The organism is Pseudomonas sp. GW821-FHT04D07, assembly GCF_059420225.1.
Map to the genome: position 1 here is coordinate 206,703 of NZ_JBWKTH010000007.1, position 18,169 is coordinate 224,871.

Annotated in this window: 15 protein-coding genes and 2 tRNA genes; 16 read left to right on the forward strand and 1 reads right to left on the reverse strand. The window is 60.4% G+C overall.

The genetic code is table 11. The annotated features are described in order from the left end of the window. Positions 1-3 precede the first annotated feature (3 nt). From dapB to AC07T0_RS12085, 5 genes are all read left to right on the forward strand, one after another. Positions 4-810, forward strand: coding sequence for a 4-hydroxy-tetrahydrodipicolinate reductase (dapB, locus tag AC07T0_RS12065; RefSeq protein WP_495001387.1), 807 nt, complete (start codon positions 4-6; stop codon positions 808-810). 346 nt (positions 811-1,156) lie between these two features. Beyond that, positions 1,157-2,293, forward strand: a complete 1,137-nt coding sequence (carA, locus tag AC07T0_RS12070; RefSeq protein WP_495001388.1) for a glutamine-hydrolyzing carbamoyl-phosphate synthase small subunit — start codon at positions 1,157-1,159, stop codon at positions 2,291-2,293. A 105-nt stretch (positions 2,294-2,398) separates the two neighbouring features. Next, positions 2,399-5,620 carry a carbamoyl-phosphate synthase large subunit gene (gene carB, locus AC07T0_RS12075; RefSeq protein ID WP_495001389.1) on the forward strand — a complete coding sequence of 1,074 codons (3,222 nt, stop codon included), beginning with the start codon at positions 2,399-2,401 and terminating at the stop codon, positions 5,618-5,620. Then, positions 5,617-6,093, forward strand: coding sequence for a transcription elongation factor GreA (gene greA, locus AC07T0_RS12080; RefSeq protein ID WP_248796130.1), 477 nt, complete (start codon positions 5,617-5,619; stop codon positions 6,091-6,093). The genes carB and greA overlap by 4 nt, the downstream gene beginning before the upstream one ends. A gap of 28 nt (positions 6,094-6,121) precedes the next feature. Further along, on the forward strand, positions 6,122-6,526 hold the full coding sequence (locus AC07T0_RS12085) for an MFS transporter (RefSeq protein ID WP_495001390.1): 405 nt from the start codon (positions 6,122-6,124) through the stop codon (positions 6,524-6,526). A gap of 12 nt (positions 6,527-6,538) precedes the next feature. On the opposite strand, the gene yhbY is transcribed toward AC07T0_RS12085, so the two are convergent. After that, positions 6,539-6,847 (reverse strand): ribosome assembly RNA-binding protein YhbY, encoded by a 309-nt coding sequence (gene yhbY, locus AC07T0_RS12090; RefSeq protein WP_100939603.1) that lies wholly within the window; start codon positions 6,845-6,847, stop codon positions 6,539-6,541. A 106-nt stretch (positions 6,848-6,953) separates the two neighbouring features. Between yhbY and rlmE the strand changes: the two genes are divergently transcribed. The 11 genes from rlmE to infB all read left to right on the forward strand — a co-directional run bounded on the left by rlmE (position 6,954) and on the right by infB (position 18,090). After that, complete coding sequence (gene rlmE / locus AC07T0_RS12095; RefSeq protein ID WP_495001391.1) at positions 6,954-7,583, forward strand: 23S rRNA (uridine(2552)-2'-O)-methyltransferase RlmE; 630 nt, start codon at positions 6,954-6,956, stop codon at positions 7,581-7,583. Between the two features lie 203 nt (positions 7,584-7,786). After that, positions 7,787-9,697: an ATP-dependent zinc metalloprotease FtsH gene (gene ftsH / locus AC07T0_RS12100; protein WP_248796133.1), complete on the forward strand. Its 1,911-nt coding sequence runs from the start codon at positions 7,787-7,789 to the stop codon at positions 9,695-9,697. An 8-nt stretch (positions 9,698-9,705) separates the two neighbouring features. After that, positions 9,706-10,557: a dihydropteroate synthase gene (gene folP, locus AC07T0_RS12105; RefSeq protein WP_495001392.1), complete on the forward strand. Its 852-nt coding sequence runs from the start codon at positions 9,706-9,708 to the stop codon at positions 10,555-10,557. 16 nt (positions 10,558-10,573) lie between these two features. Beyond that, positions 10,574-11,911 (forward strand): phosphoglucosamine mutase, encoded by a 1,338-nt coding sequence (glmM, locus tag AC07T0_RS12110; RefSeq protein ID WP_495001393.1) that lies wholly within the window; start codon positions 10,574-10,576, stop codon positions 11,909-11,911. Positions 11,912-11,977: 66 nt separating this feature from the next. Continuing rightward, positions 11,978-12,733 carry a triose-phosphate isomerase gene (gene tpiA, locus AC07T0_RS12115; protein WP_495001394.1) on the forward strand — a complete coding sequence of 252 codons (756 nt, stop codon included), beginning with the start codon at positions 11,978-11,980 and terminating at the stop codon, positions 12,731-12,733. Positions 12,734-12,737: 4 nt separating this feature from the next. After that, positions 12,738-13,118 carry a preprotein translocase subunit SecG gene (gene secG / locus AC07T0_RS12120; protein ID WP_495001395.1) on the forward strand — a complete coding sequence of 127 codons (381 nt, stop codon included), beginning with the start codon at positions 12,738-12,740 and terminating at the stop codon, positions 13,116-13,118. Between the two features lie 29 nt (positions 13,119-13,147). Beyond that, positions 13,148-13,233: transfer RNA gene (locus AC07T0_RS12125), tRNA-Leu, on the forward strand. Positions 13,234-13,329: 96 nt separating this feature from the next. Beyond that, a tRNA-Met gene (locus AC07T0_RS12130) sits at positions 13,330-13,406 on the forward strand. A gap of 143 nt (positions 13,407-13,549) precedes the next feature. After that, positions 13,550-14,008 carry a ribosome maturation factor RimP gene (gene rimP / locus AC07T0_RS12135; protein ID WP_495001441.1) on the forward strand — a complete coding sequence of 153 codons (459 nt, stop codon included), beginning with the start codon at positions 13,550-13,552 and terminating at the stop codon, positions 14,006-14,008. 47 nt (positions 14,009-14,055) lie between these two features. Further along, positions 14,056-15,537 carry a transcription termination factor NusA gene (gene nusA, locus AC07T0_RS12140; RefSeq protein ID WP_100939596.1) on the forward strand — a complete coding sequence of 494 codons (1,482 nt, stop codon included), beginning with the start codon at positions 14,056-14,058 and terminating at the stop codon, positions 15,535-15,537. Positions 15,538-15,564: 27 nt separating this feature from the next. Continuing rightward, the gene (gene infB, locus AC07T0_RS12145; protein ID WP_495001396.1) at positions 15,565-18,090 is read left to right on the forward strand and encodes a translation initiation factor IF-2; all 2,526 of its coding nucleotides are present in this window, start codon (positions 15,565-15,567) and stop codon (positions 18,088-18,090) included. Positions 18,091-18,169: the final 79 nt, after the last annotated feature.

An 18,169-nucleotide genomic window follows, 5' to 3' on the forward strand; every position in this document is an offset into this window, starting at 1 on the left:
GGTATGCGACGTATAGCTGTGATGGGCGCCGCCGGGCGCATGGGCAAGATCCTGATCGAGGCGGTGCAGCAGCGCGTGCCGCTCACCGGCCTGACGGCGGCGATCGTCCGCCCCGGCAGCTCGCTGGTCGGTGCGGATGCTGGCGAGCTGGCCTCGTTGGGGCGCATCGGCGTGCCGTTGTCCGAGGGGTTGGACGCGGTGGCGGATGAGTTCGACGTGCTGATCGACTTCACGCTGCCGGAGGTGATGCTGAAGAACCTGGCGTTCTGCCGTAAGGCGGGTAAGGCCATGGTGATCGGCACCACCGGTTTGGACGTGGCGCAGAAGGCTTTGCTGGCTGAGGCGGGCAAGGACATTGCGATTGTCTTCGCGGCCAATTTCAGTGTTGGCGTCAACCTGTCGTTGAAGCTGCTGGATATGGCGGCGCGAGTGCTGGGCGAGGATGCGGATATCGAGATCATCGAAGCGCACCACCGGCACAAGATCGACGCACCTTCGGGTACCGCATTGCGTATGGGCGAGGTGATCGCCAAGGCGCTGGATCGCGATTTGCAGAAGGTCGCGGTGTACGGTCGTGAAGGGCATACCGGTGCGCGCGAGCGCGAAACCATTGGTTTTGCCACGGTGCGTGGCGGCGATGTGGTCGGTGATCACACCGTGCTGTTCGCCGCCGAAGGCGAGCGCCTGGAGATCACCCACAAGGCTTCGAGCCGCATGACCTTCGCCAAAGGTGCGGTGCGTGCGGCGTTGTGGCTGGATGGCAGGGCGCCAGGCCTGTACGATATGCAGGACGTGCTCGAACTGCACTGACCGGTACGACACGGTACTTAGCTGTGGGGCCGGCTTGCTGGCGATGGCGTCCATCAAGGCGCTGCAAGGCTCCAGGGCCTCATCGCCGGCAAGCCGGCTCCCACAGGGTTGTGGCTCCTTCAGTCTCTGTTTCACACCGTTTGGCGACGCCCTGTCGCATTCCCTGGCCTTTTCGGCTCATTAGCGGTGGATTAAAAAAGCCTTTTTCTGTAAGCTACAGCTTTAGTGTGTCCACTAAAAGCGCGCAGAATAATTCAGTGAACGAGCGGGGTGACGTGTCCATACGTCATTCCGCTTTTTTACAACCTGCGATCGCCCTTTCAGGCTTTATTTACGGGAGGTCTTCTTGACTAAGCCAGCCATACTCGCCCTTGCTGATGGCAGCATTTTTCGTGGCGAAGCCATTGGAGCCGACGGTCAGACCGTTGGTGAGGTGGTGTTTAACACTGCCATGACCGGCTATCAGGAAATCCTTACCGATCCTTCCTACGCCCAGCAAATCGTTACCCTGACCTACCCGCACATCGGCAACACCGGCACCACGCCGGAAGACGCCGAGTCCGATCGTGTCTGGTCCGCCGGCCTGGTCATTCGCGACCTGCCACTGGTAGCGAGCAACTGGCGCAACACGATGTCCCTGTCCGATTACCTGAAGGCCAACAACGTGGTGGCCATCGCCGGTATCGACACGCGGCGCCTGACCCGCATCCTGCGGGAAAAAGGTTCGCAGAACGGCTGCATCATGGCCGGCGACAACATTTCCGAAGCCGCGGCAATTGCCGCAGCACAGGGCTTCCCGGGCCTGAAGGGCATGGACCTGGCGAAAGTCGTCAGCACCACCAAGCAGTACGAGTGGCGCTCGACGGTCTGGGACTTGAAGACCGACAGTCACGCGACCATCGAAGCGTCCGAGCTGCCTTACCACGTCGTGGCCTACGACTACGGGATCAAGCACAACATCCTGCGCATGCTGGTCGAGCGCGGCTGCCGTGTGACGGTGGTGCCGGCGCAGACGCCAGCCAGCGACGTCCTGGCCCTGCAACCGGACGGCGTGTTCCTGTCCAACGGCCCGGGCGATCCTGAGCCATGCGACTACGCTATCCAGGCGATCAAGGACGTGCTGGAAACCGAGATCCCGGTCTTCGGTATCTGCCTGGGTCACCAACTGCTGGCCCTGGCCTCCGGCGCCAAGACCCTGAAAATGGGTCACGGCCATCACGGTGCCAACCACCCGGTCCAGGACCTGGACAGCGGCGTTGTCATGATCACCAGCCAGAACCACGGTTTTGCGGTGGATGAGGCGACCCTGCCGGGCAACGTTCGGGCGATCCACAAGTCGCTGTTCGACGGTTCTCTGCAAGGCATCGAGCGCACCGACAAGAGCGCGTTCAGCTTCCAGGGTCACCCTGAAGCCAGCCCTGGCCCGAACGACGTTGCGCCGCTGTTCGATCGCTTCATCAATGAGATGGCCAAGCGCCGTTGATCGCCTGAATGCCCAGGGCGGCCCCGCAGCGCGGCGGCCCCCTCGGTCTCTTCGAGGATTGTTCAACGGCTTGCCGACTGACCTGCGGATTTGAGTGACAAACCCATGCCAAAACGTACAGACATAAAAAGCATCCTGATTCTCGGTGCCGGCCCGATCGTGATCGGCCAGGCCTGCGAATTCGACTACTCCGGCGCTCAGGCCTGCAAGGCCCTGCGCGAAGAGGGTTACCGCGTCATCCTGGTGAACTCCAACCCGGCCACCATCATGACCGACCCGGCCATGGCCGACGCCACCTACATCGAACCGATCAAATGGCAGACCGTGGCCAAGATCATCGAGAAAGAGCGTCCGGACGCCCTGCTGCCGACCATGGGTGGCCAGACCGCCCTGAACTGCGCCCTGGACCTGGAGCGCGAAGGCATCCTCGAGAAGTTCGGCGTGGAAATGATCGGCGCCAACGCCGACACCATCGACAAGGCTGAAGACCGCTCGCGCTTTGACAAGGCGATGAAATCCATCGGCCTGGACTGCCCGCGTTCCGGTATCGCCCACAGCATGGACGAGGCCAACGCGGTCCTCGAGAAGCTTGGCTTTCCGTGCATCATCCGTCCGTCCTTCACCATGGGCGGCACCGGTGGCGGTATTGCCTACAACCGTGAAGAGTTCGAAGAGATCTGCGCCCGTGGCCTGGACCTGTCGCCGACCAAGGAACTGCTGATCGACGAATCGCTGATCGGCTGGAAAGAATATGAAATGGAAGTTGTCCGCGACAAAAAGGACAACTGCATCATCGTCTGCTCCATCGAGAACTTCGACCCGATGGGCGTGCACACCGGTGACTCGATCACCGTGGCGCCAGCACAGACCCTGACCGACAAGGAATACCAGATCCTGCGTAACGCCTCCCTGGCGGTATTGCGCGAGATCGGCGTGGAAACCGGTGGTTCCAACGTTCAGTTCGGCATCTGCCCGAACACCGGCCGGATGGTCGTGATCGAGATGAACCCACGGGTATCGCGCTCCTCGGCCCTGGCCTCGAAAGCCACCGGCTTCCCGATCGCCAAGGTCGCCGCCAAGCTGGCTGTGGGTTACACCCTGGACGAGCTGTCGAACGACATCACCGGCGGCAAGACCCCGGCGTCCTTCGAACCGTCCATCGACTACGTCGTGACCAAGCTGCCGCGCTTCGCTTTCGAGAAATTCCCGAAAGCCGACGCCCGCCTGACCACCCAGATGAAGTCGGTCGGTGAAGTCATGGCCATCGGCCGGACCTTCCAGGAATCCCTGCAGAAAGCCCTGCGCGGCCTGGAAGTGGGCGTTTGCGGCCTGGACGAGAAGCTCGACCTGAGCAACCCGGAAAGCATGAACGTGCTCAAGCGCGAACTGACCGTGCCGGGCGCCGAGCGCATCTGGTACGTGGCGGACGCCTTCCGCGCCGGCATGACGGTCGAAGAAATCTTCGGCATGAACATGATCGATCCATGGTTCCTGGTGCAGATCGAAGATCTGATCAAGGAAGAAGAGAAGGTCAAGACCCTGGGTCTGTCGGCTATTGATCGCGACCTGATGTTCCGCCTCAAGCGCAAGGGCTTCTCCGACATGCGTCTGGCCAAGCTGCTGGGCGTGACCGAGAAAAACCTGCGGACTCACCGGCACAAGCTGGAAGTGTTCCCGGTCTACAAGCGCGTCGACACCTGCGCGGCCGAGTTCGCCACCGACACCGCCTACCTGTACTCGACGTATGAAGAAGAGTGCGAGGCCGCGCCATCGGGTCGCGACAAGATCATGATCCTCGGCGGCGGTCCGAACCGTATCGGCCAGGGCATCGAGTTCGACTACTGCTGTGTGCACGCGGCCCTGGCGCTGCGCGAAGACGGGTACGAGACCATCATGGTCAACTGCAACCCGGAAACCGTGTCCACCGACTACGACACCTCCGATCGCCTGTACTTCGAACCGGTGACCCTGGAAGACGTGCTGGAAATCGTCCGCGTCGAGAAGCCCAAGGGCGTGATCGTCCAGTACGGCGGCCAGACCCCGTTGAAACTCGCCCGTGCCCTGGAAGCGGCCGGTGTGCCGATCATCGGTACCAGCCCTGACGCCATCGACCGCGCCGAAGACCGTGAGCGCTTCCAGCAGATGGTCGAGCGCCTGAACCTGCGTCAGCCGCCAAACGCTACCGTGCGCAGCGAAGACGAAGCGATTCGTGCCGCCAGCAAGATCGGTTACCCGCTGGTGGTGCGTCCGTCCTACGTACTGGGCGGCCGGGCGATGGAAATCGTCTACGAAGAAGAAGAACTCAAGCGTTACCTGCGCGACGCGGTGAAAGTCTCCAACGACAGCCCGGTGCTGCTGGACCACTTCCTCAACTGCGCCATCGAAATGGACGTGGATGCGGTCTGCGACGGCACCGACGTGGTGATCGGCGCGATCATGCAGCACATCGAGCAGGCCGGCGTTCACTCCGGTGACTCCGCGTGCTCGCTGCCGCCATACTCGTTGCCGGCGCACATCCAGGACGAGATGCGCGAACAGGTCAAGAAAATGGCCCTGGAACTGGGCGTTGTCGGCCTGATGAACGTGCAGTTGGCCTTGCAGGGCGAAGATATCTACGTCATCGAAGTCAATCCGCGCGCTTCGCGTACCGTGCCGTTTGTCTCCAAGTGCATCGGTGTCTCCCTGGCGATGATCGCAGCCCGGGTGATGGCTGGTAAGACCCTGAAAGAGCTGAACTTCACCAAGGAAATCATTCCGAACTTCTACAGCGTGAAAGAGGCGGTGTTCCCCTTCGCCAAATTCCCTGGCGTGGACCCGATCCTGGGCCCGGAGATGAAGTCCACCGGTGAGGTGATGGGCGTCGGCGACACCTTCGGCGAAGCCTTCGCCAAGGCTCAGATGGGGGCCAGCGAAGTGCTGCCGACCGGCGGTACTGCCTTCATCAGCGTCCGTGATGATGACAAGCCACTGGTTGCGGGCGTGGCCCGTGATCTGATCAACTTGGGCTTCGAAGTGGTGGCAACTGCCGGCACGGCCAAGCTGATCGAAGCGGCCGGGCTGAAGGTGCGCCGGGTCAACAAAGTGACGGAGGGTCGTCCGCACGTCGTCGACATGATCAAGAATGACGAAGTCACCCTGATCATCAATACGACCGAAGGCCGCCAGTCGATCGCCGACTCGTACTCCATTCGTCGTAACGCGCTGCAGCACAAGATCTACTGCACGACTACCATTGCTGCTGGCGAAGCCATCTGCGAAGCGCTCAAGTTCGGTCCAGAGAAGACCGTGCGTCGCTTGCAGGATCTACACGCAGGATTGAAGGCATGATCAAATACCCCATGACCGTCCAGGGCGCCAAGGCCCTGGAAGAGGAGCACGCTCACCTGACCAAGGTCGTCCGTCCGAAGCTGAGCCAGGACATCGGTACGGCCCGTGAGTTGGGCGACTTGAAGGAAAACGCCGAATACCATGCTGCCCGCGAGCAGCAGGGTATGGTCGAGGCGCGGATCCGTGATATCGAAGGCCGTATGCAGAACGCGGTGATCATCGACGTCACGACCATCCCGCACACCGGCAAGGTGATTTTTGGCACCACCGTGGAAATCGCCAACGTCGAGACCGACGAAAGCGTGGTTTACCACATCGTGGGTGAGGACGAGGCCGACTTCAAACTCGGTAAGATCTCCGTCGGCTCGCCGCTGGCCCGCGCCTTGATCGCCAAGGAAGAGGGGGATGTGGTGGCAGTCAAAACGCCAGGTGGCGTTATCGAGTACGAGATTGTTGAAGTCCGTCACCTCTGAACGAAGGCGCCCGCTGCGTGCGGGCGCCATGCTCTGGCAGCTGACCCAGATGCTCTGGGTCGGTGGCCTGTGGCTGCTGCACATCGGCTTGTTGCCGGTGTTGACGCAAATAGGCCTGGCACCGCTGTTGGTCGACGAGATCGATAGCCTGCTGGGCTCTTTATTGATAGGGTTTGCAACGGTGTGTGTGATCGTGCAGACCCTGGTGTTGCTCCAGGCCGAAGGCCGGGCAAGCCTGTGGCGCGATACGCGGGGGCAATTGCTGCTGACGTCGCTGTATGCGTGCGGGATGTATTTCGCGGTGCGGACCTGGCTGCCGGATGCGTTGCGTTGGCAGTTGTTCAGTTACCTGGTGCTTGGCCTTTGCGGCCTGGTGCTGGTGCTGCAGCCGGTGCCCGGCGAGAGTGGCAGGGTACGCACCGCGTACCCTTGACCCGTTCCTACGTCACTTGAAGCGATGGACGTTGGACAACTGCTTGTTGACGCTGAAGTTCTTGCGATAAAGCAGCGCCATCTTGCCGATGACTTGCACCAGATCCGCCTTGCCGGCCTTGCACAGCTGCGCAATGGCCTCCAGGCGCGATTCGCGGTCGAGGATATTGAGCTTGATCTTGATCAGCTCATGATCGCCCAATGCGCGTTCAAGCTCGGCTAACACACCTTCGGTCAAACCGTTGTCAGCCACAGTCAATACTGGTTTCAGATGGTGGCCAATGGATTTGTACTGTTTCTTCTGCTCTTGAGTGAGCGGCATAATCTGACCCCTGCGTCTGATCTTGTAAAAAGCGGCGGCCAGTTTACCCGAGCGCGTCCGGGACCGCCCAGTTAATCGCGATTCGACTATTTTTTTGAGGTGGCCCGTGGCCCGTTCCAAGACTAGCCTTAACTGGCTGAAAGAACATTTCAACGATCCGTTCGTCAAAATGGCGCAAAAAGACGGATACCGCTCCCGGGCCAGCTACAAATTGCTGGAGATCCAGGAGAAGGACCGGATTATCCGTCCAGGCATGACCGTGATCGACCTCGGCGCGGCGCCGGGTGGCTGGTCCCAGGTGACCAGTCGTCTGATTGGTGGCAAGGGGCGCCTGATCGCTTCCGACATTCTGGACATGGACAGCATCCCCGATGTGACCTTCATCAAGGGCGACTTTACCGAGGACGCGGTCCTGGCTGAGATCCTCGCGGCGGTGGGAAATTCCGAGGTTGACCTTGTGATTTCCGATATGGCCCCCAATATGAGTGGTACACCCGAAGTGGATATGCCGCGTTCGATGTTCCTTTGTGAACTGGCACTCGATCTCGCCGGACGCGTCCTACGCCCCGGTGGTGATTTTTTGATCAAGGTTTTCCAGGGCGAAGGTTTCGACGAGTACCACAAGAACTTCCGCAAGCTGTTCGACAAGGTGCAGACGCGCAAGCCGACGTCTTCCCGTGATCGGTCCCGCGAGCAGTATCTGCTGGGTCGTGGCTTTCGTGGACGGACTGAGTAACTCGAGGTTCTTGGCCGGGGCGATAGGTTTTTCGTATTTCGCCCCGTGAGAATAAGCGCATATTGTGTAGTGATTGTTTCACAAAGGGTTACAGACGGCGCCTGCAGGATCTGTAGGTAATGTAGTAAGTTATGCCGGTGAATATCATGCGAAGCGCGCGCCAGTAGCGGATCCCGCTTCATGAGGGTAGTTAATTGAACGATATGGCAAAGAATCTGATCCTGTGGTTGATCATCGCGGCTGTCCTGGTGACGGTGATGAACAACTTCTCCAGCCCTAACGAGCCACAGACCCTCAACTATTCCGACTTCATCCAGCAGGTCAAGGATGGCAAGGTCGAGCGCGTGGCCGTGGACGGCTACGTGATTACCGGCAAGCGCAACGATGGTGACAGCTTCAAGACCATCCGTCCGGCGATCCAGGACAACGGCCTGATCGGCGACCTGGTGGACAACCACGTCGTGGTCGAAGGCAAACAGCCTGAGCAGCAGAGCATCTGGACCCAGTTGCTGGTGGCCAGCTTCCCGATCCTGGTGATCATCGCGGTGTTCATGTTCTTCATGCGCCAGATGCAGGGCGGCGCGGGCGGCAAGGGCGGACCGATGAGCTTCGGCAAGAGCAAGGCGCGCCTGCTTTCGGAAGACCAGGTGAAAACCACCCTGGCTGACGTGGCCGGTTGCGACGAGGCCAAGGAAGAAGTCGGCGAACTGGTCGAGTTCCTCCGCGATCCGGGCAAGTTCCAGCGCCTGGGCGGTCGGATTCCCCGTGGCGTGTTGATGGTCGGTCCTCCGGGTACCGGTAAGACCTTGCTGGCCAAGGCGATTGCCGGCGAAGCCAAGGTGCCGTTCTTCACTATTTCCGGTTCCGATTTCGTCGAAATGTTCGTCGGTGTCGGTGCCAGTCGTGTCCGTGACATGTTCGAGCAGGCGAAGAAACACGCGCCGTGCATCATCTTCATCGACGAAATCGATGCGGTCGGTCGGCATCGTGGTGCCGGCATGGGCGGTGGTCATGACGAGCGCGAACAGACTCTCAACCAGTTGCTGGTGGAGATGGACGGTTTCGAAATGAACGACGGCATCATCGTGATTGCCGCCACCAACCGTCCTGACGTGCTCGACCCGGCGCTGCTGCGTCCCGGTCGTTTCGACCGCCAGGTGGTGGTCGGCCTGCCGGACATCCGTGGTCGCGAACAGATCCTCAAGGTCCATATGCGCAAGGTGCCGATGGGCGACGACGTCGCGCCGGCGGTGATTGCGCGTGGTACGCCGGGCTTCTCCGGTGCCGACCTGGCCAACCTGGTGAACGAGGCGTCCTTGTTCGCCGCGCGCGCCGGCAAGCGCATCGTTGAGATGAAAGAGTTCGAGCTGGCGAAAGACAAGATCATGATGGGCGCCGAGCGCAAATCCATGGTCATGTCCGAGAAGGAAAAACAGAACACCGCGTATCACGAGGCCGGTCACGCCATTGTCGGTCGTGTGGTGCCCGAGCACGATCCGGTCTACAAGGTTTCGATCATCCCGCGCGGTCGTGCGCTGGGTGTGACCATGTTCCTGCCGGAAGAAGATCGCTACAGCCTGTCCAAGCGCGCGCTGATCAGTCAGATCTGCTCGCTGTACGGCGGCCGTATCGCCGAAGAGATGACCCTGGGCTTCGACGGTGTCACCACCGGCGCTTCCAACGACATCATGCGTGCCAGCCAGATTGCCCGGAATATGGTCACCAAGTGGGGCTTGTCCGAGAAATTGGGGCCGCTGATGTACGCCGAGGAAGACCAGGAAGTATTCCTGGGTCGTGGCGGTGGCGGGCAGAACGCCAGCTTCTCCGGCGAAACCGCCAAGCTGATCGACTCGGAAGTGCGCAGCATCATTGACCAGTGCTACGGCACGGCCAAGCAGATCCTGACGGAGAACCGCGACAAGCTCGACGCCATGGCGGACGCGCTGATGAAGTATGAAACCATCGATGCCGAGCAGATCGACGACATCATGGCCGGTCGCCCGCCGCGTGAGCCGCGCGATTGGGAAGGTGGTTCGGGAACCTCGGGCACTCCGCCGGTGATCCAGAACGAACGACCTGAAACGCCGATCGGCGGCCCCGCGGCTGATCATTAAGGTTTGAAATGACTTCTGTTCAGTCCTCGACCCGGTTGCCTTGCGGCAACCGGGTTCTTGATTTGGCCCAGACGCATGTCATGGGCATTCTCAACGTCACCCCCGACTCGTTTTCCGATGGCGGTCGCTTCAATCACCTGGAGGCGGCGCTGAGCCATGCCCGGGCCATGGTCGAAGCCGGCGCGACGCTGATCGATGTCGGCGGCGAATCTACCCGTCCTGGGGCTCCCGTGGTCTCTGCGCTTGAGGAGCTGGAGCGTGTCGCGCCGGTGGTCGAGCGTATTCATCGGGAATTGGATGTGATCATCTCGGTTGATACGTCCACGCCGGCGGTCATGCGCGAAACTGCGCGACTGGGCGCGGGCCTGATCAATGATGTGCGTTCGCTGCGGCGCGACGGCGCCCTCGAAGCCGCTGCGGCGACGGGGTTGCCGGTGTGCCTGATGCATATGCTCGGCGAGCCGGGGAATATGCAGGACAATCCGCACTACGATGACGTGACCGGCGAGGTGCTGGCTTTTCTCGTCGAGCGCATGGCGCTGTGTGCGGCGGCAGGCATTGCGCCCGAGCGCATCGTGCTCGATCCTGGGTTTGGCTTTGCCAAGACCCTGGCGCACAATCTGAGCCTGTTCAAACATATGGAAGCGTTGCACGCCCTGGGTCGACCGTTGTTGGTCGGCGTCTCGCGCAAGAGCATGATAGGGCAGGCCCTGGGTCGCCCGGTGGGTGAGCGCCTTTATGGTGGCCTCGCCCTGGCTGCGCTGGCGATGAGCAAAGGGGCGCGGATTCTGCGCGTGCATGATGTCGCCGAAACGGTCGACGTGGTACGCATGATTGCTGCTGTTGACGCTGCGCAATAAGAACGATGGAGCACTGATGAAGAAAAAATACTTCGGCACCGACGGTATTCGCGGGCGCGTAGGACAATTCCCGATCACCCCTGAGTTCATGCTCAAGCTCGGCTGGGCTGCCGGCATGGCGTTCCGCAAGCTCGGCGCGTGCCGGGTGCTGGTGGGCAAGGACACGCGGATCTCCGGCTACATGTTCGAATCCGCCCTGGAAGCCGGCCTTTCCGCGGCCGGCGCCGATGTGCTGCTGCTGGGGCCGATGCCGACGCCGGCTATCGCCTACCTGACCCGGACCTTCCATGCCGAGGCCGGGATCGTGATCAGTGCTTCGCACAATCCCCATGATGACAACGGCATCAAGTTTTTCTCCGGCGAAGGTACCAAGCTGCCGGATGAGGTCGAGCTGATGATCGAGGAGCTGCTCGATGCGCCGATGACGGTGGTCGAGTCGGAAAAGCTCGGCAAGGTCTCGCGTATCAATGACGCTGCCGGTCGCTACATCGAATTCTGCAAAAGCAGTGTGCCGACCGGGACCAGTCTGGCGGGCCTGAAGCTGGTGATTGACTGCGCCCATGGCGCCACCTACAAGGTCGCGCCGAGTGTGTTCCGCGAGCTGGGTGCGCAGGTGACGGCGCTGTCGGCGGCGCCCAACGGCCTGAACATCAACGACAACTGCGGTTCGACGCACATGAAGCCGCTGCAGGCGGCGGTGCTGGCTGAGCAGGCGGACCTGGGGATTGCGTTCGACGGCGACGGCGACCGGGTGCTGATGGTCGATCACACGGGCGCGGTGGTCGATGGCGACGAACTGGTGTTCATCATTGCCCGGGATATGGCCGAGCGCGGCAAGTTGAACGGTGGCGTGGTCGGTACCTTGATGAGTAACCTGGGCCTTGAGCTGGCCTTCAAGGAGCTGGACATTCCTTTCGTGCGTGCCAATGTCGGCGACCGTTATGTGATTGCCGAGCTGCTGGAGCGCAACTGGCTGGTGGGGGGGGAAAACTCCGGGCATATCCTTTGCCTGAATCACAACTCCACCGGCGATGCGATCATTGCGGCATTGCAGACCTTGATGGCACTGCGTCGCCGTGGCGAAAGCCTGGCGCAGGCGCGGCAGGCGTTGCGCAAGTGCCCGCAGGTATTGGTCAATGTGCGTTTCGCCGGTGGCGTCGATCCGGTCAAGCACCCGAAGGTGGTGCAGGCGTGCGAGCGTGTCACCGAGGCCATGAACGGTCGCGGCCGCGTGCTGTTGCGCAAGTCCGGCACCGAGCCACTGGTGCGGGTCATGGTTGAAGGCGAAGACGAAGTCACGGTTCGTGGCCATGCCGATGCGCTGGCAAAACTGGTGACTGAAGTTTGCGCCTGATTTCGGCTTGCCAGTGAGGATGTGGTTGGGTAACATCTGCGCCCACTTTGACCTGCGAGGTACAGCATGCGTCGCCCAATGGTAGCTGGTAACTGGAAGATGCACGGTACCCGCGCCAGCGTCGTCGAGCTGATCAAGGGTCTGCGTGGCCTGGCCTTGCCGAGCGGTGTGGACGTGGCGGTATTCCCGCCGTGCCTGCATATCAGCCAAGTGGTTGAGGGCTTGAAAGGCAAATCGATTTCGGTCGGTGCGCAGAACTCGGCCGTGGAATCCATGCAGGGTGCCCTGACCGGTGAAATTGCACCGAGCCAGCTGCTCGATGCAGGCTGTTCCCTGGTGTTGGTCGGGCATTCCGAGCGTCGCCTGATCATGGGCGAGACGGATCGCACCCTCAATCGCAAGTTTGCGGCAGCGCAAGCCTGTGGTTTGATTCCGGTGCTCTGCGTAGGGGAGACCCTGGAGCAGCGCGAAGCCGGCAAGACGCTGGAAGTGGTGTCGCGTCAGCTGGGCAGCATCATCGAGAAGCTGGGTGTCGGCGCTTTTGCCAAGGCTGTCATCGCTTACGAACCAGTCTGGGCCATTGGCACCGGGCTGACAGCTTCGCCGCAACAAGCGCAGGATGTGCACGCCGCCATCCGCGCGCAGTTGGCGGCAGAGAATTCTGAGGTCGCACAAGGTGTGCGGCTTCTATACGGCGGCAGCGTGAAGGCGGCCAATGCGGTCGAACTGTTCGGCATGCCGGATATCGATGGGGGGCTCATTGGTGGGGCTTCCCTGAATGCAGATGAGTTCGGTGCGATCTGTCGCGCCGCGGGAAACTGAAAAAATGCTGGAAACAGTCGTAGTCGTTCTTCATCTGTTGGGTGCGCTGGGCGTTGTCGCTCTGGTATTGCTGCAACAGGGTAAAGGTGCGGACGCTGGTGCGTCTTTCGGGGCAGGTGCTTCAAATACTGTGTTCGGAAGCCAAGGTTCCTCTACCTTTCTTAGTAAGTTTACTGCTATACTTGCCGCAGGTTTCTTCATAACCAGCTTGGGGTTAGGTTACTTTGCTAAAGAGAAAGCTCATGAGCTGACTCAAGTAGGTTTGCCAAACCCAGCGGTGTTGGAAGTGCCAAAGCAGAAACCGGCATCTGATGATGTACCGGTGCTCCAGGAACCTAAGTCGGCCTCACCGATTGATGTACCCAAGGCTCCAGAGCAGAAGTAAAATGGGTTTCACGCTGTAAACGTTGTATTGCCGAGGTGGTGGAATTGGTAGACACGCAACCTTGAGGTGGTTGTGCCCATAGGGTGTAGGGGTTCGAGTCCCCTTCTCGGTACCAATTATCAGGAGAGCCCGCTGTTGCGGGCTTTCTTGTAGGTGGAAGGTTACATTGACCCTGCAAGGGATCGGTCGTATACTTCCGCCCCAGCTTTGTCGCGGGGTGGAGCAGTCTGGTAGCTCGTCGGGCTCATAACCCGAAGGTCGTCGGTTCAAATCCGGCCCCCGCAACCAGTTTTAGCGGAGCCCCTTTTCAGGGGCTTTTTGTTGGCTGGGTACTTTATGACGCCGCTGTTCGACGGCGTTTCAGGGATGGGCGATTCGCCCATTTTTTGTTTATTTCTATTGCATGCACAGAGATGCACGAGGGGGTTCAGGTGTCGAGCAAGCTAGAACAGTTGCAGGCCTTGTTGGCCCCGGTGGTCGTGGCCCTTGGCTATGAATGCTGGGGTATTGAGTATTCGGCTCAAGGTCGCCATTCCGTGTTGCGCGTTTATATCGATAAAGAAGGCGGTGTGCTGGTGGACGACTGTGCCATCGTCAGCCGCCAGATCAGTGGTGTCCTGGACGTCGAAGACCCCATCACCAGTGAATACACCCTTGAGGTTTCCTCTCCTGGCATGGAACGCCCGCTGTTCACCCTTGAACAGTTTGCCTCGCATGCCGGCGAACAAGTGAAGATAAAGTTGCGCTCGCCTTTCGAAGGTCGACGTAATTTTCAGGGCCTTCTGCGCGGAGTGGAAGAACAGGATGTCGTGGTGCAGGTGGAAGACCATGAGTTCCTGTTGCCGATCGATTTGATCGACAAGGCCAACATTATTCCCAGTTTTGACTGAGACGCGGATCCCGCGGATCCAATGGCTTGCGAAAGGCGAGGCGTACGATGAGCAAAGAAGTATTGCTGGTTGTTGAGTCGGTATCCAACGAAAAGGGTGTACCGGCAAGCGTGATTTTTGAGGCGCTGGAGATTGCTCTGGCGACCGCTACCAAGAAGCGCTTTGAAGACGAAGTTGACCTGCGTGTGGAAATCAACCGCCACACCGGTGCCTATGAGACTTTCCGTCGCTGGACAGTCGTCGAGGAAGCCGATCTTGATGATCCGGCGATCGAGACCTGGCCGAGCAAGGTTGCGGAGACCCACCCAGGTGCCAAAGTCGGCGACGTCGTCGAAGACAAGATCGAGTCCATCGAATTCGGTCGCATCGCCGCTCAGACCGCCAAGCAAGTCATTGTGCAGAAGGTTCGCGAAGCCGAGCGTGCACAGGTCGTCGACGCCTATCGCGAGCGCCTGGGGGAAATCATCTCCGGCACCGTGAAGAAAGTCACCCGTGACAACGTCATCGTTGACCTGGGCAACAACGCCGAAGCCCTGCTGGCCCGCGAAGACATCATTTCCCGCGAGACTTTCCGCGTCGGCGTGCGCGTGCGCGCCCTGCTCAAGGAAATCCGCACCGAGAACCGCGGCCCGCAGTTGATCCTGTCGCGTACCGCGCCGGAAATGCTGATCGAGCTGTTCCGTATCGAAGTGCCGGAGATCGCCGAAGGCCTGATCGAAGTGATGGCCGCCTCCCGTGACCCGGGTTCGCGCGCCAAGATCGCGGTCCGCTCCAAGGACAAACGCATCGACCCGCAAGGCGCGTGCATTGGTATGCGCGGTTCGCGTGTCCAGGCCGTTTCCGGCGAGTTGGGTGGCGAGCGCGTGGACATCGTCCTGTGGGACGACAACCCGGCGCAGTTCGTGATCAACGCCATGTCGCCGGCGGAAGTCGCGGCAATTATCGTTGACGAGGATGCCCACGCGATGGACATCGCCGTCGGCGCAGACAATCTGGCTCAGGCCATTGGTCGCGGTGGTCAGAACGTGCGTCTGGCCAGCCAGTTGACCGGCTGGACCCTGAACGTGATGACCGAATCGGACATCCAGGCTAAGCAGCAAGCAGAGACCGGTGACATTCTGCGCAACTTCATCGACGAGCTGGAAGTCGACGAAGATCTGGCGCAGGTACTGGTTGATGAAGGCTTTACCAGCCTGGAAGAGATTGCCTACGTACCGTTGGAAGAAATGCTCAACATCGATGGCTTTGACGAAGACACCGTCAACGAGCTTCGCGCTCGGGCCAAGGATCGTTTGTTGACTAAAGCCATCGCTACTGAGGAAAAGCTGGCAGACGCCCATCCGGCCGAAGACCTGCTCTCGCTTGAGGGTATGGACAAGGATTTGGCGATGGAACTGGCGGTGCGCGGCGTAATTACCCGCGAAGACCTGGCCGAGCAGTCTATTGACGACCTGCTCGACATCGACGGCATTGACGATGATCGTGCCGGCAAGTTGATCATGGCCGCCCGAGCCCATTGGTTCGAGTAATTAGGCGCGGCCTGAGGAGAGAAGTGCATGACGCAAGTCACGGTGAAACAACTGGCCGATGAGGTCAAAACACCGGTAGAGCGCCTGTTGCAGCAGATGCGTGAGGCAGGTCTGCCGCACACCGCCGCCGAGGAACATGTGACCGACAGTGAGAAGCAATCGCTGCTGACTCACCTGAAAAGCAGCCACAAGGCGAAAGTGGAAGAGCCGCGCAAGATTACCTTGCAGCGCAAGACCACCAGCACCCTGCGTGTTGCCGGTAGCAAAAGCATCAGCGTTGAAGTGCGCAAGAAGAAAGTCTTCGTACAGCGCAGCCCGGAAGAAATCGAAGCCGAGCGCAAGCGTGAGCTGGAAGAACGTCGTGCCGTAGAGAATGCGGCCCGTCAAAAGGCTGAAGAAGAAGCCAAGCGTCGCGCCGAAGAAGAAGCGCGCCGCCAGCCTGCTGCTGCTCCGGGGAATGCTGCGGTGGTCGACGCTGTTGCCCAGGCACCTGTTGTCGCTGCCGAGCCTGTCCGCGAAGCTGCGGCGGCCGCTCCTGCACCGGCCGTCGAGCGCAAGCGCGAAGAGCCGCGTCGTCCAGACAAACCACGTGCCGACGATAACAATCGTCGTAGCGGCGGAGCTGATGGCGAGCGCAAAAACGCTCCGCATCGTGCTTCGGTCAAGGAAAAGGCGCCGGCGCCACGTGTGGCTCCGCGCACTACCGACGAAGAAAGCGACGGTTTCCGTCGTGGCGGTCGCGGCAAGGCCAAGCTGAAAAAGCGCAACGCCCACGGTTTCCAGAGCCCTACCGGCCCTATCGTGCGTGAAGTGAAGATCGGCGAGACCATCACTGTCGGCGATCTCGCCCAGCAGATGTCGGTCAAGGCTGCCGAAATCATCAAGTTCATGTTCAAGCTGGGTACGCCAGCCACCATCAACCAGGTACTGGACCAGGAAACTGCCCAGCTGGTTGCTGAAGAACTGGGCCACAAAGTGACCCTGGTCAGCGACACCGCCCTGGAAGATTCCCTGGCCGAGTCCCTGAAGTTCGAAGGTGAAGCGTTCTCCCGTGCACCGGTTGTGACCGTTATGGGCCACGTCGACCACGGTAAGACCTCGCTGCTCGACTACATCCGTCGTGCCAAGGTGGCGGCTGGCGAAGCCGGTGGTATCACCCAGCACATCGGTGCGTACCACGTTGAAACCGATCGCGGCATGGTCACGTTCCTCGACACCCCGGGTCACGCCGCGTTTACCGCGATGCGTGCCCGTGGTGCCAAGGCCACTGACATCGTGATCCTGGTGGTTGCAGCGGACGACGGCGTGATGCCGCAGACCATTGAAGCTGTCCAGCACGCCAAGGCGGCCGGTGTTCCACTGGTGGTTGCGGTGAACAAGATCGACAAGCCGGGCGCCGATCTCGATCGCATCCGTAGCGAACTGTCGGTTCACGGCGTGACCTCGGAAGAGTGGGGCGGCGACACCCCGTTCGTCTCGGTTTCGGCGAAAGTCGGTACTGGTGTCGACGAGTTGCTCGAAGCCGTCCTGCTGCAAGCCGAAGTCCTGGAACTGAAAGCAACGCCTTCGGCTCCTGGTCGTGGTGTCGTGGTTGAATCGCGTCTGGACAAAGGTCGTGGCCCGGTGGCTACCGTTCTGGTCCAAGACGGTACCCTGCGCCAAGGCGACATGGTCCTGGTCGGTTCGAACTATGGCCGTGTACGGGCCATGCTCGACGAGAACGGCAAGTCGATCAAGGAAGCCGGTCCTTCCATTCCGGTCGAGATCCTCGGCCTGGACGGTACCCCGGACGCTGGCGACGAGATGAGCGTTGTTGCCGACGAGAAGAAAGCCCGTGAAGTGGCTCTGTTCCGTCAAGGCAAGTTCCGCGAAGTCAAACTGGCCCGCGCCCACGCTGGCAAGCTGGAAAACATCTTCGAGAACATGGGTCAGGAAGAGAAGAAGACGCTTAACATCGTCCTCAAATCCGACGTCCGTGGTTCGCTGGAAGCGTTGAACGGCGCCTTGAACGGCCTGGGTAACGACGAAGTGCAAGTGCGTGTTGTCGGTGGCGGTGTCGGTGGTATCACCGAGTCCGACGCCAACCTGGCACTGGCCTCCAGCGCTGTACTGTTCGGCTTCAACGTGCGTGCCGATGCTGGCGCACGGAAGATCGTCGAGCAGGAAGGCTTGGATATGCGTTACTACAACGTGATCTACGACATCATCGAAGACGTCAAGAAAGCGTTGACCGGTATGCTGGGCAGCGATGTCCGGGAGAACATCCTGGGTACCGCCGAAGTTCGCGACGTGTTCCGCTCGCCGAAATTTGGCGCGATCGCCGGTTGCATGGTGATCGAAGGTGTTGTTCACCGTAACCGTCCGATCCGCGTACTGCGTGAGGACATCGTGATCTTCGAAGGCGAGCTGGAATCCCTGCGCCGCTTCAAGGATGACGCTTCCGAAGTCCGTGCCGGCATGGAATGCGGTATCGGCGTGAAGAGCTACAACGACGTCAAAGTCGGTGACAAGATCGAAGTCTACGAGAAGGTTCAGGTTGCTCGCAGCCTCTGACTCGCGCACTTCAAGGGCCACGCTGAGCCGCCGCATGCAAATGCGCGGCACAGTGTCAGGACTCTAAACGCAACGCCCG

Excerpts from the sequence above, each read along its gene's own strand:
- dapB (WP_495001387.1), top strand. The coding sequence starts at position 4 with ATGCGACGTATAGCTGTGATGGGCGCCGCCGGGCGCATGGGCAAGATC.
- carB (WP_495001389.1), top strand. The coding sequence starts at position 2,399 with ATGCCAAAACGTACAGACATAAAAAGCATCCTGATTCTCGGTGCCGGC.
- greA (WP_248796130.1), top strand. The coding sequence starts at position 5,617 with ATGATCAAATACCCCATGACCGTCCAGGGCGCCAAGGCCCTGGAAGAG.
- AC07T0_RS12085 (WP_495001390.1), top strand. The coding sequence starts at position 6,122 with ATGCTCTGGCAGCTGACCCAGATGCTCTGGGTCGGTGGCCTGTGGCTG.
- yhbY (WP_100939603.1), bottom strand. The coding sequence starts at position 6,847 with ATGCCGCTCACTCAAGAGCAGAAGAAACAGTACAAATCCATTGGCCAC.
- ftsH (WP_248796133.1), top strand. The coding sequence starts at position 7,787 with ATGGCAAAGAATCTGATCCTGTGGTTGATCATCGCGGCTGTCCTGGTG.
- folP (WP_495001392.1), top strand. The coding sequence starts at position 9,706 with ATGACTTCTGTTCAGTCCTCGACCCGGTTGCCTTGCGGCAACCGGGTT.
- glmM (WP_495001393.1), top strand. The coding sequence starts at position 10,574 with ATGAAGAAAAAATACTTCGGCACCGACGGTATTCGCGGGCGCGTAGGA.
- tpiA (WP_495001394.1), top strand. The coding sequence starts at position 11,978 with ATGCGTCGCCCAATGGTAGCTGGTAACTGGAAGATGCACGGTACCCGC.
- secG (WP_495001395.1), top strand. The coding sequence starts at position 12,738 with ATGCTGGAAACAGTCGTAGTCGTTCTTCATCTGTTGGGTGCGCTGGGC.
- nusA (WP_100939596.1), top strand. The coding sequence starts at position 14,056 with ATGAGCAAAGAAGTATTGCTGGTTGTTGAGTCGGTATCCAACGAAAAG.
- infB (WP_495001396.1), top strand. The coding sequence starts at position 15,565 with ATGACGCAAGTCACGGTGAAACAACTGGCCGATGAGGTCAAAACACCG.